The sequence below is a fragment of the Streptomyces sp. NPDC004284 genome, from assembly GCF_042874035.1.
GTDB lineage: Bacteria > Actinomycetota > Actinomycetes > Streptomycetales > Streptomycetaceae > Streptomyces.
Genome location: NZ_JBIAMJ010000021.1, coordinates 64503 through 78112, shown reverse-complemented (window position 1 = coordinate 78112; position 13610 = coordinate 64503). Strand labels below are relative to the sequence as shown.

Below are 13610 nucleotides of genomic sequence, written 5' to 3'. Positions count from 1 at the left end.
GCGGTCTCCAGGGTTCCTGCGGTGGGTCGGTTAAAGGGCGGATGCGGTCAGGAGACCGGGGAGCGGCCCAGGGGCCGGGCTTCGGGGAAGCGGCGCGGGTCCTCCCAGACCAGGGAGACGCCGGCCGCCGCCCAGTGCGGTTCGGGGCCTTCGTGGAGAAACGCTTCCTTGCGCAGCCGGAAGATCGTCTCTGGCAGTTCGGAGGGCGGCAGGAGCGAGATCCGCTCCGCGATCCGGTCCAGAAAGTCGGCCCCCGTGCAGTCCCCCGCACATGGCTCGCCTGGTGGGTGGCCGCTGCGCGGCCACAGCACGATCGGCGCCGGCGCGTCCAGGGCGGCGCCGTACAGACCGCGCTCCCGGGCCGCCGTCGGCGGGCGAGAGAAGCCGACCGGTCCCCGCACGTCCTGGAGGAGGACAGAGAGCTGAGGGGCCCGGTAGCGGATGGCGCAGCCGATGCGATGCAACGGAGAGCCGTCCTGCCGGTCGAGCTCGTCCCACACGCGCCGCAGCTGGAATTGATGCCGGCCCCTCGTCCGCCGGTCGTGGTCAAGTACCACGACCGGCGAACGGCATCCGAGTGGCGGCTCCTTGTCCCGCTTGCGGGTCCACTGGTCGACGTCCTTGTTGAGCCAGCCCCTGGGCAGGGCGAAGGCCACCAGCGGACGCCCGTCGACGATGTCCTCGTAGGCCTCGTCGATCCGGTCGACCACCCAGCCGCGTAATCGGCCCGCGGTGAGCTGGTCCGCCTTGACCAGGATCCGGTCGCCGCCCCGGTAGACAGAGACCTCCGCGAGGACCGTCCCGCTGTCGGCGCCGCTGCGTCGCACCTCGACCAGGATCGGAGCCCAGGGCAGCGGGGCCCCCGGGTCCACGGACTCGGACTCCAGCGGTCGGACCGTCTTGACGGCAGGGCGGGCCGCCCCGCCGAGTGTCCCGCCTCCGGCCGGGGGCGTGCACTCCGCGGCCTGGCGGGCGTGGTGGGCACGGACCCAGGAGCGGAGCCCGCGGCGCAGTTCCTCGTCGGTCACCTGGCCAGCGAGGAGGGACACCAGCTCGGCGACAGGGAAATGACCACCGGTCGGACGGCTCTCGGTGAGTAAGTACCAGACGCCCTGCCAGAGGCCGTCGGGAACCGTCGGAGCAGCGAACCCGAAACGGCCGGCCGCGACACGTACCAGCCGATCCACCGGCACAGGCAGGGGCCCGCACCGCTCGACCCGGTGCACCAACTCGCGCAGCTCACGCTTCTCCTCGGCCGTGCAGCCGGGTGTGGGCACAAAGTCGGCGAGGGCCGGGACGTGCCGGGCGAGCACCCGGGCGGGAATGATCCGGGCATTGCGTGCGGCAGGGTCGTAGGAGGCGACCATCCCGACACCCCTGCCGTCCCCGGCGCGCATCGCGGCGGCCCCGCTGAAGCCGTGCGAGGGCTCCTGCCCGTACCCCGACCAGTACTCGACCTGGTTCCACTCGTTGTGGATCAGCTGCCCGGGAGCGGTCATCCGCAACTCGGTCTGGGCGCCTTCCTGCCCGTATCCCTCGGGGAAGCCGTACGCCACCAGTCGGGGTGGATCGCCCACGTCCTCCGCGCCCTCCGGCTCGGCGAAGACGATCGGCTCCACTCCGACCGGCCGGTCGAGTGTGAGCACTGCGATGTCACCGCTGTCGGCAGGCGATCCGCCCCACGGGCCGCGTGCGGTCACTCGTGCGGGAACGCTACCGAGGGCCTGTGCACCGGGGAACCAGACCGAGACCTCGTCGACGTGGTGAACGACATGAGCGCAGGTCAGGAGCATATTGGAGGTGACCAGGAAAGCAGATCCCAGGACCGTGTCCGCGTGGTCGACGCGGGCGTGCCACGCTGGAGAGACTGGCATCACCGAGCCTCGGACAGCGCCTCTTCACCCATCTCATGAACGGAGCCTGCGCGCTGAGGGACATCACGCAGGCCCGGCCGCGGCTCGAACGACTGGTCCGGAACCGAGACCACGTGTTCTACGCCACGACCGTCCGGAGTCCACGAGAGCCGCACCGTCAAATGCCCCTCGACCGCTGTCTTGGCGATCACCGCTCCCGCCTCGGCGGTCAGCTTCACCCCGAACTCCAGCTCGACACCGTCCGGCTGGAGTGAGCCGCCGCGAAACACCGCGAGAGCGGACTCGGCCGCCGTGCGGATGCCCGCCAGGGCCTCGTCGAAGGTCTGGCCCGCCCGGACCAGGGAGTTGCCGCCACGGGACACCGGCCGCTGCCCCGGGGCGAGACCATCGGCCTCCACCAGGACCGCGCCATTCTCCGTGCCGAACTCCATGAACGTACTCACAACAACCCCCGTGGGCCAGCCAGTTGGATCACTCACCATTCTGGTCGCACGGTGCCGCGCTTGTCAGCGAATCGCCCCACCCCGGCAGGAGATCCACTTCACCGGCAGGACACTCGCCATGGCCAGGACTGACAACGACCCACGCGGTCGAGGAAGCCAACCCCACGAACGGCGAGGGGACCATCCCCGCAGGCGCAGGGAGCAGCAGTACGTACGGTCTCGGTGGCGCGCGCCGATGGGACCATCCCCACGAATACGGGGAGCAGTTGGCCGGGTCTCCGTCGTCGGGGCAGGGGTAGGGAGCATCCCCACGCGAGCGGGAAGCGGTACTACGACGAGGTCACCCGGGTCTTCCGCCAAGGCAGGGAAGTTAACGGATTTCCGCTGGTGGCAAGGGGGGTGAGGTCCAGTCTGTGGCTGTGTAGGGGCCGGGTCCGAGCGTGTGGATGAGCCCGGTCTTGGCCCATCGGGACAGCTGCCGATACATGGTGTGCAGGGTGATGTCGCCGAAACGGGCGGCGATCTCCGCGGGTCTCCACAGGCGGGTCGGGTCGTCCTGCAGCAGGGCGAGGATGCGGTGCCGTCGGCGCTGGGCTGTGACGGTGTAGCGGTCGTCTCGGGAGGCCTTGGGCAAAGGCGGCTGTTCGGGGCCGGGCTCGAGGACGGTGACGGTGAGGTCGGTGATGGTGCGGCCGCGATCGGGGCGGCCGTTGTCGCGTCGTTCGCTGTAGCGGGACATCGGCGACTTGACCTTGCGGGTGCTGGTCCGGTGACGGCGGGGCGCAAGGAGTCGGGCCGGCACCCGGCGGCCGATCAGCCCGAGGGGTCCGTGCTCGTCGGGAACGATCCCGGCCGCCTGGACGACCTGGTCGCGGGCGGTTTGGAGGCCACGGTGAAGCAGCAACGGTCAGGGTCGGTGCCGGGGACGGACTCGGCGGCCTCGACCATCACGGCCCGTAGGGCCTGGTAGAGCGCGCGCAGGGCCCACGTTTCCTGTTTCGAGGCCGGGCCGGTCGCCCGAGCGGAGGTTCCGGCCGGCCAGGATGGTGTGGCGGGCTTGGACCGAGGTCCGGGATGCCGGCTCGGTGGAGGCGGTCGGGCGGCGGGCCGGGTCCAGGACATGCCGCATGTCGTAGCGGTCGAGGTCCGTGGCATCGGGTGGGCGGGCTGAGCCGCAGAAGCTGCCGGGAGTCGGACCGGCAGTCGGCTCGGCAGTCGGCTCGTCAGGCAGAGGAGATCGAGCGTGAGTCCCGTTCCTCCTCGGAGCGTCACGCCGGCACAGCAGCAGACTTCGGCATCCATCTGGGCGTCAGCGTCCTCGGTCGTGGCCTCGCCCGGCCCAGACCTGAGTCCCCGTCCCTTCGAGATCATCACATGTCATGGCGATCGTCGGCCAACCTGTCTGCACACCCTGTGAACCCGTCAGCACGTCTCCACCGGCAGGGACTTCAGACCCGACCAGCTCGAACACCTGTCAAACCGGTGACACACCAGCAAAGAAGAATCTCCTACGCAAACAGGCCCGGTGCCCTCTGTACCGACGACATACATGTGAGTAGGTTGTGCCCTCGAGTGGATGAGCGCGATCCGGCTTGCCCCGCGCCATCCGTTCTCGGATGTCTCTGCCGATCGAACCGCTAGGGGTGATGGGCGACGACCGCCTCTCATCTGCGGGTCAGACGGCAGAAGTCAGGACACACACCAAGGGCCTTGGGCCTACTCGGCGTGCTCCGAGCTGTTCGGAGCCACCATCAGGAGAGTCAGTTGAGACAAGAGTTGCTCCGAAGAGGCTGGCACATCGCCGGTGTCTCGCTCGTCGCCGGTTTAGTGGGGCTGGTCTCGGCGCTGGTCGCCGTGCAGGTCGCCCTGCGCGTCGTGATCGCGCACAGCAGTACGTATCTTGACGTTCTGGTGGCGAAGCACCTCGCCCCGGGGTTCTCGGGCACCGTGGCGGGACTCGTTGCCGGTTCCGGGGTGCCTGTCCGGTGGCGCATGGCGCCGTTCTCGGGGACCATCACAGCGCCCTGGGTGTTCGAGCACCGCTCCGCGCTGCTCCTCGTGGGGATCGGTGCGCTGCTCGGTACTGCTGTGCTCGGGTGGTTCGTCGCTGTCACGGCGCGCGTTCTCGCGCTTCCGAAGTGGCCGTTGCTGGTGGCCTCGGCGGGTTCGTACGCTGCACTCGCGGGTATCGCTCAGGTGGCGACCCGTGACCCTGGCGCGGCTGTGGGGATGGAGCTGTCGACGTCGACCCTCTGGGCGGTCGTCGCGACGGCCGGATGGGCGGTGGCGGTCGGTGGTGCCGTCGTGCGGTTCTTCCCCGCGACGGGGCGGCGTTCGGATCGGGACGTACGGGCCGCGCGGCAGCGGGTCGTACGGGGGACGGTGGTCACGACCGTGGTCGCGGTGGTCGCCTCGGTGGTGTCCGTGGGTACCGTGGGGGCGGCGCCCGGGCGCACGGAGCCGTTGCCGAAGTGGCGGGCTTCAGGGGTCGGTGACGCGGTGAAGGAGCTCCGGCGTGAGAGCGGCCGCGAGATCGACGTGGCCGAGAATCCGCAGACGGGCACTCCCTCGACGCTGGGTGGTCTGCGCAGCCGACTGGCGGGGGGTGACGTTCCGGCGTGGCTCCGCGCGCATGCGAGGCTTTTCGGTGTCGCGGACACCGATGGCATGTTGTCGAAGGGCACCGGCCGCGTCCAGTTGGCCGACCCGAAGGGCGCCCAGCATGTCTGGTACGACCAGTCGATCGACGGCGTGCGGGTGTACAACGCCCGGCTGGGGGTGCACCTGGACCGCGACAGGACGACGGTGACCGCCGTCACCAACGGGTTGCGCCCCGACCTGATCCCCCCGGACTCGACGGTTCCGACGGTCAGTCGGAAGGGCGCTGTCGCCGTCGCCGCCAAGGTCATGCAGCATGCCAGGACGACCGGTGATCCCTCTCTGGTGGTGTACCCCGGTCCTGCGAGACAGGGGTTCAAGAGTCCCTCGGCCCTGGCCTGGCAGATCGATGTGATGGACGAGGGCGGGTTCAGCGAGCGGGTCTTCGTCGACGCTCTGCACGAGGGCGTCATCGCCGGCGTCCAGCCCCTCACCGAGACGGCCGCGGCCGCGGTTCCCGACCCGCCGAGGGCCCTGCCGCAGAACGCCACCCCGAATGACCTCAAGTGGGCGCCGGCCCTCGACTACGACACCGAAGCCTGCTACAACGTTCCGGCGATCGGTGCGGACGGCGCCATATCCCAGGGTCTGGACCACAACAACACGACCTCCTCGGCCTACTGCCGGGACCAGTCCGATCTGGACAACACCAACGCGTACTCCCGGCAGCGGTGCAACTCCGGATGGTGTGTCTACCTCTATGACTACTACTTCGAGAAGGACGTGGCGGTCGAGCTCGCCGACGACGCCGGAGGACACGTCCACGACTGGGAGCACATCGCGGTCTGGGTGAAGGACGACAAGGCGCAGTACGTGGCCGCGTCCGCGCATGGCGGGTACGCGGTCCGACCGGCCGGCGAGGTCCTCTGGGACGGCACCCACCCCAAGATCGTGTACCACAAGGACGGCGGCTCCACCCACGCTTTCCGCTTCGCCAACACGGGCGACGAGCCTCCGGAGAACCACTATCACAACTGGCGGCGGCCGACGCTCGTCTCCTACAACGGTTTCCCCAGCGGGCTGAGGGACAAGCTCTACGGCGCGGACTTCGGCCACGCGACGATGGGCACCAAGGACTCGGCGTTCGCGGGCAACCTCGCCGGAGCCGTCCCGACGGTCGAGGAATGCCACGACTTGCCCGATGGAGTCCAGGTCTGCGACGACGTTCCGTCCCTCTCTTTCGACTACAACCGTGACGACGGCTCCCCGGGCAACCCGCAGACGACCCTGAATCGCCTGGTCTTCGACATGAAGCACCAGACGAACTCCGCCGCAGCCGTACAGGTCAGGGGGGAGGGCGGGTCGCCCACCGGCGACGCCGACGCGAACGACGCGTACGACCAGAGCGGCGTGGTCTACAGGTTCTTCAAGGACAGGTTCGGACGCAACAGCATCGATGGCGCCGGCATGGCGCTGAAGTCCTACGTGCACTACGACACGAACTTCAAGAACGCGTTCTGGAACGGCTCGTCCATGACGTACGGCGACGGCATGCTGTCGCAGGACGTCTCCGGCCACGAGATGACGCACGGCGTCACCCAGAACACCGCAGGCCTCCAGTACGCGTTCGAATCCGGATCTCTGAACGAGAGCATCTCCGACTTCTTCGGTGAAATGACCGAGCGAGCGGCAAAGGGAAAGAACGACTGGCTGGTAGGTTCCGACATGAAGGCCTTGGGGGCCATTCGGTCCATGGCCGACCCCACTGCCTACGGTCACCCGAGGCACATGAGCGCGTACTCCCAGACGTGTTTCGATCATGGTGGCGTGCACACCAACAGCGGAATTCCGAATTACGCGTTCTACCGCATGTCCGTTCTCATGGACCCCGATACCACCACCGCCATCCTGTGGAGGGCTCTGACGCAGTACCTTTCCCCGACGTCGACATTCGCCGACGCCGAGACGGCGATGGTGACCGCAGCCTCCGACCTCTACGGCCCGGCGTCCCGTCAGGCTTCCGTCACCAACAGCGTCTGGACGAACGAAGTCGGGATCACGTCGAGCACCCCGGACCCGCGGCCTGAGGGCTGCGCCGGCGGCATCACCATCTCGTGCTTGACCCTGGAGCAGGTCTACGACAACTCCGGGGCGCTGTCGGCCGACGGTGCTTCGCTCGAGGACGTGGCCGGCTCACTGATCCACATGTACGAGACCGGCGCAGTCTCCCAGTCGCCCGCTGTCGTCTACTACGAGAAGCTCTTCCTCGACAACAGGAAAGACGTCGACGCCACGCTGAGTCTCAGCGGACCGCTGTTGGACCAGTTCGTGAAGACGATCCAGGACTGGACGCCCGTGTTCAAGGCGGTGGGCACGGACCAGGCCGACACGGTCGTCATGACCCAATCCCAGGTCGACTCGGCCAACGCCCTCATGGACGCGATGGTCACCGCCGCCAATAAGGAGGGCAAGCCGCAACTGGCCCAGTTGATCTCCAAGGAGTGGGCCAGGATGGACGCACAGCGCCTGGTGGGCCTCAGCGTCACCGCAGGCATCCACTACCTCGACGGCATCGCCGAGCAGGTGCCCGCTCCCACCCCTGGACCTGCCGCACCGTCGTTGGCCTCCACCTTCGACAACGTGTCGGTCACGCAGGACACCGCTACCGACGCCGGTGACATCGACGGCGGAGGGGCCACCTTCTCCGCGCAGGCGCTCGCCGCGTCCGGGGTGACGCCCGGTTCCACGATCGCCCACGACGGGGTCGCCCTGACCTGGCCCGCCGCGGCCGGCACCGGGCAGCCGGACAACACGGTCGCCTCCGGTCAGACCATCGCGGTCAGCGGCACGGGTGACACGCTCGGCTTCCTGGTCTCGGCCAGCTACGGCCCCGCAGGGGGCACCGGCACCGTGTACTACAAGGACGGGTCGAGCAAGGAGTTCGGTCTCAGCAGCCCCGACTGGTTCAGCGCGAGCGGTGAGGTCGCCGTCGGCTCCGCGTATCAGAACCGTCAGGGCAACGAGAAGTTCGACGCTCCCGGATACGTCCACTACGTCGGTGTGCCCCTGCAGTCCGGCAAGACACCGGTCAGCGTCAAGCTGCCCGCCGTCAGCACCGCGGCCACCGAGGGGACGCCGTCGCTGCACGTCTACGCCATGGGGCTCGGCGACGCCGTGGACGACCTCGCGTCCGCCTTCAACAGTGTGGTCGTCACCCAGGACACCGCGACCGACGTGGGTGATCTCGACGGATGGGGCAGCAGCCTCTCCGCACAGGCGCTCAGCGCGGCCGGCGTGACCGCGGGCTCGAAGGTCTCCCACAACGGGCTCGACTTCGTCTGGCCCGCCACCGCCGGCGGCAACGCGACCACGGGCACGGTCACCACCGGTGGCCTGGACAACGTCGTCTCCTCCGGTCAGACCGTGGCGATCAACGGCACCCGCGGGAGCACACTCGGCTTCCTCGTCGATTCCAGCTACGGCCCCGCCGGAGGCACCGCGACCATCCGCTACTCGGACGGCACCAGCCAGCAGTTCACCCTGAGCGGCCAGGACTGGTTCGGCGGTACCGGTGACGTCGCCATCAGCACGGCGTACCAGAACCGCCGGAACAACCAGAGGTACGACCATGCCGGCTACGTCTATTACGTGGGTGTGGCACTGCAGTCCGGCAAGACACCGGTCAGTGTCCAACTGCCCGACGTCAGCGCCGCGGCCGCTCCCGGCAGGCCCACGCTGCACGTCTTCGCGATGACGCGCGGCTGACGACCGGCCGGGGAGACGGTTCCCCGTGTCGGGGCCGACCGAGGTGTGAGCCTCGGTCGGCCCCGACACGTGCCTGCGCAGTCGCGGACCGAGGAGCTCCATCGGTTCGTGCCACCCGGAGGTTCCGGTCCGCGCGGCGGCTCGCTCGGCGCGGCGTCGCTGGGGGGAGCAGCCGGTGGATGGTCTTGCCCGATCCGCCGCCCGTGGGGACCGCTCGTTCGCTCACGGCCCGCGGTGTCGCACGGTCGCGTCGCCTCATGGCCGAGGCGACCGAACCCGTTGGAGGGAGGAGGGACCGTGGATCACTTCGAGCAGGAGCCGGCGCGCATGATGCGTGACGGTCAGGAGTGCACGCCCTACGGGACACGCGGCCGTCTGCAGGCTGCGATGCGGGAGGCGGGCCGGGACGGCGCGGTCTGCCACCTGCTCCGTGCTCGTCCTCGCGGGACTCGGAGTCGTACTGCTGGTTCTCCCGAACGCTTTCGCTGAGAACGGGCCCTCGGCCCATGAACCCCGCCCCGTCATGTCTCTGCCGAGTCCGTCAGTGGAGAGTCCGTCACGTGACCGATGAGAACGCACCGATCACCACAGGCAGTCAGCCCGTGTCCTGGGAGCGGCGACTGCGCGACTTCGGGCATGTCGAGCGCCCTCACGCGTCCGTCCATGACCGCTTGGTCGCGCCGTTTCCCGCACCCCGGACATGGATCTGGCGCACGCTGGGGCTGTCGCCGAGCTCGGCGGTCCGGGCGGCGCACCGGTCCGCCTGGGGCGGACCGGTCCTGGTGGCGCTCCTCGCGGGGCTGCTTCGCTTCTGGCGGTTGGGCAGCCCGCGGGCGGTCGTCTTCGACGAGACGTATTACGCCAAGGACGCCTGGTCCCTGCTGCGGCTCGGCTACGAGAGCGACTGGCCCGACCGTGGGACCACCGACCCACAGATCCTGGCCGATCCTCAGGTGGTCCCTCTCTCCGGGACCGGGGCGTTCGTCGCGCACCCTCCGACGGGCAAGTGGGTGATCGCCCTCGGCGAGTGGATGTTCGGCCTCGACCCTTTCGGCTGGCGGTTCATGACAGCGGCCCTCGGCACGCTGTCGGTCCTGATGCTGTGCCGCACAGGCCGCCGGCTGTTCCGTTCGACGCTGCTGGGCTGTGTGGCCGGCCTCCTGATGGCGCTGGACGGTCTGCACTACGTCATGAGCCGGACCGCGCTGCTCGACCTCATCGTCATGTTCTTCGTCCTGACGTCGTTCGGATGCCTGCTCATCGACCGGGACCGCACTCGTGCGAGGCTCGCGGGCGCGCTCCCGCCCGACGAGGACGGCCGCATACGCCCGTACGGTCCCGTCGGCGACCACGCGGGGACGGGTGTGCGTCCCTGGCGGCTCGCGGCGGGCCTCTTCCTGGGACTGGCCTCCTCGACCAAGTGGAACGGCCTGTACTACCTGGCCTTCTTCGTGCTCCTCAGCCTGCTGTGGGACGTCGGCGCCCGGCGGGTGGCGGGCGCGTACCGCCCTTACCGTGCGGTGCTGCGCAAGGACCTCGGCCGGTCGGTGCTGTCCCTCGCCCTCGTCGCCGCCGTGACGTATCTGGTGACGTGGACCGGCTGGTTCCTGTCCGACGACGGCTACGGACGTCACTGGGCCGACGGGCGCGGCGGGACCTGGTCGTGGATTCCGGCACCGCTCCGCAGCCTTTGGCACTACGAGTACGGGGTGTACCGGTTCAACGTGGGGCTGCACACTCCCCATCCGTACGAGTCGAACCCGTGGAGCTGGCTGGTCCTCGGCCGCCCCGTGCTGTTCTCCTACGCGTCGCCGCGCTCGGGCACCGAAGGGTGCCGCACGGCGGGCGCCTGCTCACAGGCCGTCCTCGCCCTCGGCACTCCGGTGCTGTGGTGGTCGGCATGCTGCGCACTCGTGTACCTGCTCTACCGGTGGGCATGGCGCCGCGACTGGCGCTCCGGTGCGATCCTGTGCGCGGCCGGGGCCGGCTACCTTCCGTGGTTCCTCTACCAGGACCGCACCGTCTTCTCCTTCTACGCGGTCGTCTTCGTGCCCTACCTGTGCCTGGCCGTCACCATGGCACTGGGAGCCCTGCTGGGCCCGCCCGGGGTGAACCGCAGACGCCGTGCGTACGGCTCGATCACCGCGGGTGTGCTGGTCCTGCTCGTCGCCTGGAACTTCGTCCATCTCTTCCCGATCTACACCGGCCGGACGATCCCGTACGCCGACTGGCACGCCAGGATGTGGCTCGACACCTGGATCTGAGGCCGGGGCGGGTTTCGTCGCGGTGTCCCGGACGCGGCACGCCGCCGCCTGGGAAGGTTGCCGCGCGGCGAAGCCCGGACCGCCCTCGACCAGGTCGTGCACCTCGTGGGGGCCGCGGCCGACCGGCCGGCCCAGGGTTTCGCGAGGCCGGTGCCACGTCCGCGCCCGTGCCCGCCGCCCCGGACGGCGCTGCCGGGTAGCCCGCCGTTTTCCGGGGCCCAGTGGCGGCGTGCCGTCCGCGTCCGGCTCAGAACGCGGATCGGATGAGCCCGCCGTCCACGCGGATGGTGGCTCCGCTGACGTACTGGGCGTAGTCGCTGCACAGGTACGCCACCGCTGCCGCGATCTCGTCCGGCTCGCCGAACCGTTCCTGGTCGTTGGGGATGAGCGCGTGGACGGCGTTGGGCTGGATCTCTTCCCAGGTGTCGCCCCAGCCTCGGGCAGGGCCGATCTCCGTGACGAGTTCCTTGGTGGCCTCGACCAGGATGGCTCCGGGGGACACCACGTTGGAGGTGACGCCGGTGCCCTTCAGTTCGCGGGCCAGGGAGACGGCGAGGTTGTGCCGGGCCGCCAGGGTGGCGTTGTACTGCGGGTGGGTGTTCATCGGCTGGGAGGCGAGGCCGCCGCCGATCGTGACCACCCGCCCCCAGCCACGCTCCCGCATCGCCGGGACCAGGTGCCGGATCATCCGGACACCCGAGACGACGTTGGTGTTGTAGGTGTCCCGCCATTCGTCCGGGCTCGCTTCGGCCCACGACAGGTGTCGGTAGAAGCCGGCGTTGTTGACGAGGATGTCGACGGGTCCCTCCGAAGTCGCCGCTCGGGCGACGTCGGCGGCGGCCTCGTCGTCGGCCAGGTCGCCCACCACCGTGGTGGCGATCCCGCCGGCGTCACGAATGTCCCGCGCGACCCTTTCCGTGCGTTCCTTGTCCCGCCCGTGCACCACGATCGCCGCGCCCTCGGCCGCCAGCAGCTTCGCGGTGGCCTCACCGAGCCCGGAGTTCGAGCCGGTGACGAGCGCGCGCTTTCCGGTGAGATCGAGGTTCATGCCTGCTTCTTTCTCTGTCGTCCCGTGCCGTTCCCGACGGCCGGGAAAGTGTGCCGCGGCTCTTGAACACGCGGTCGTGGACTTCTCCCGGGTCGGGACGAGCCGGAGGGGTTGCTCAGTGGGGCCACCGGCCAGGGAGCCCCGGCTGGAGGTCAGACGGTGATCGTCTTGTACTCGGTGTAGGTGCCGAGGCCGACCGCGCCGTATTCGCGGCCGATGCCACTGGCCTTGAATCCGCCGAACGGGCCGTCGAACGCGACGGAGGCGCCGTTGACGGTGACGGTGCCGGTGCGGATGCGGCGGGCGACCGCCAGGGCGTGCTCCTCGTCGGAGGACCAGACGCCGCCGGAGAGGCCGTACTCGGAGTCGTTGGCGGTGCGGACGGCGTCGTCCTCGTCGTCGTAGGCGATGACCACCAGGACGGGCCCGAAGATCTCCTCCTGTGCGATGCGCATCGCGTTGTCGACGTCGGCGAAGACGGTGGGGGTGACGTAGTTGCCCTTCTCCAGGCCCTCGGGGATGTGCGGGCCGCCGGTGACCAGGCGGGCGCCCTCGTCGATGCCGAGCTGGATGTAGTCGCGCACCCGTTCCTGCTGGTCGGGGCGGATCATCGGGCCGATGAAGGTGTCGGGGTCGTCCGGGTGGCCGACCTTCAGCGATTCCACCATGTCCTTCAGCGCGGTCACGACTTCCTCGTAACGGCTGCGGGGGGCCAGGATCCTGGTCTGCGCGATGCACGACTCGCCGTTGTTGAGCAGGGAGCCGAACTTCAGGCCCGCGACGGCCCTGTCGAGGTCGGCGTCCGGCAGGATGACGGCGGCGGACTTGCCGCCCAGCTCCAGGCTGACGCGCTTGAGCTGCTCGCCCGCGATGGCGGCGATGCGGCGGCCGGCCCGTGTCGAGCCGGTGAAGGCGATCTTGTCGACCTCCTTGTGGGAGACCAGGTGCTCACTGGTCTCCCGGTCCGCGGCGAGGACGCTGATCACGCCCTCGGGCAGGCCCACCCGCTCCAGCAGCTCGGCGAGGAAGCCCATGCTCAGCGAGTTCTCCGGGGACACCTTGAGGACCACGGAGTTGCCTGCGAGCAGAGCGGGGATGATCTTCGAAGTGGCCGACGAGAACGGCGAGTTCCACGGGATCACCGCGGCCACCACGCCGACCGCCTCGCGGCGCACCACGCTGCGCACCGGGGACGCGGGGTCGGAGGGCGCGAGGGTCTCCTCCCAGGCGAACTCCTCCGCCGCCTTCAGGTAGGCGTTCGCCTGCCGGGTGAGACCGGGCTGTCCGGCGCGGGTGAACCATCCGGCCGACCCGTTCTCCAGCGAGATCAGGTGCGCGATCTTCTCCGCGTTCTCCTCGCGCAGCGCGTTGAACCGCCGCAGGACGGCGATCCGCTCCGCCGGCGGGGTCAGCCGCCACTCGCCCGTCTCGAAGGACGCCCGTGCCGCGTCGACCGCGCGGTCGACGTCCGCCGGCCGTGCCTGCGCGGCGCGACCGACCACCGACCTGTCGTGCGGCGAGGCGATGTCCAGCAGTTCCGGGTCGCTCGGCTCCACCCAGGAGCCTCCGATGAAAAGCCGGTCGTAGGTGATCATGCGTCTTCTCTCTTTCCGGTGGT

At 69.6% G+C, this 13610-nt stretch carries 7 protein-coding genes; 2 read left to right on the top strand and 5 right to left on the bottom strand.

Features of this window, described 5'->3' with window-relative positions; genetic code table 11:
* Positions 1-47 precede the first annotated feature (47 nt).
* From ACFYUS_RS34920 to ACFYUS_RS34910, 3 genes are all read right to left on the bottom strand, one after another.
* Positions 48-1874, bottom strand: a complete 1827-nt coding sequence (locus ACFYUS_RS34920) for a trypsin-like peptidase domain-containing protein (RefSeq protein ID WP_388861555.1) — start codon at positions 1872-1874, stop codon at positions 48-50.
* Positions 1874-2305: a CU044_2847 family protein gene (locus ACFYUS_RS34915; RefSeq protein WP_388861553.1), complete on the bottom strand. Its 432-nt coding sequence runs from the start codon at positions 2303-2305 to the stop codon at positions 1874-1876. The genes ACFYUS_RS34920 and ACFYUS_RS34915 overlap by 1 nt, the downstream gene beginning before the upstream one ends.
* 382 nt (positions 2306-2687) lie before the next feature.
* On the bottom strand, positions 2688-3056 hold the full coding sequence (locus tag ACFYUS_RS34910) for a helix-turn-helix domain-containing protein (protein WP_388861551.1): 369 nt from the start codon (positions 3054-3056) through the stop codon (positions 2688-2690).
* A 1025-nt stretch (positions 3057-4081) separates the two neighbouring features.
* Between ACFYUS_RS34910 and ACFYUS_RS34905 the strand changes: the two genes are divergently transcribed.
* Positions 4082-8680: an NPP1 family protein gene (locus ACFYUS_RS34905; RefSeq protein WP_388861549.1), complete on the top strand. Its 4599-nt coding sequence runs from the start codon at positions 4082-4084 to the stop codon at positions 8678-8680.
* Between the two features lie 560 nt (positions 8681-9240).
* Positions 9241-10944, top strand: a complete 1704-nt coding sequence (locus tag ACFYUS_RS34900; protein WP_388861547.1) for a dolichyl-phosphate-mannose--protein mannosyltransferase — start codon at positions 9241-9243, stop codon at positions 10942-10944.
* Between the two features lie 247 nt (positions 10945-11191).
* On the opposite strand, the gene ACFYUS_RS34895 is transcribed toward ACFYUS_RS34900, so the two are convergent.
* Positions 11192-11992 (bottom strand): SDR family NAD(P)-dependent oxidoreductase, encoded by an 801-nt coding sequence (locus ACFYUS_RS34895; protein WP_388861545.1) that lies wholly within the window; start codon positions 11990-11992, stop codon positions 11192-11194.
* 152 nt (positions 11993-12144) lie between these two features.
* A complete protein-coding gene (locus ACFYUS_RS34890; RefSeq protein ID WP_388861543.1) occupies positions 12145-13587 on the bottom strand; it encodes an aldehyde dehydrogenase in 1443 nt (480 codons plus the stop codon).
* Positions 13588-13610: the final 23 nt, after the last annotated feature.

Bases quoted from the DNA above. Each gene is read 5' to 3' on its own strand.
- ACFYUS_RS34920 (WP_388861555.1), bottom strand. From the start codon at position 1,874: ATGCCAGTCTCTCCAGCGTGGCACGCCCGCGTCGACCACGCGGACACG.
- ACFYUS_RS34915 (WP_388861553.1), bottom strand. From the start codon at position 2,305: ATGGAGTTCGGCACGGAGAATGGCGCGGTCCTGGTGGAGGCCGATGGT.
- ACFYUS_RS34910 (WP_388861551.1), bottom strand. From the start codon at position 3,056: ATGTCCCGCTACAGCGAACGACGCGACAACGGCCGCCCCGATCGCGGC.
- ACFYUS_RS34895 (WP_388861545.1), bottom strand. From the start codon at position 11,992: ATGAACCTCGATCTCACCGGAAAGCGCGCGCTCGTCACCGGCTCGAAC.
- ACFYUS_RS34890 (WP_388861543.1), bottom strand. From the start codon at position 13,587: ATGATCACCTACGACCGGCTTTTCATCGGAGGCTCCTGGGTGGAGCCG.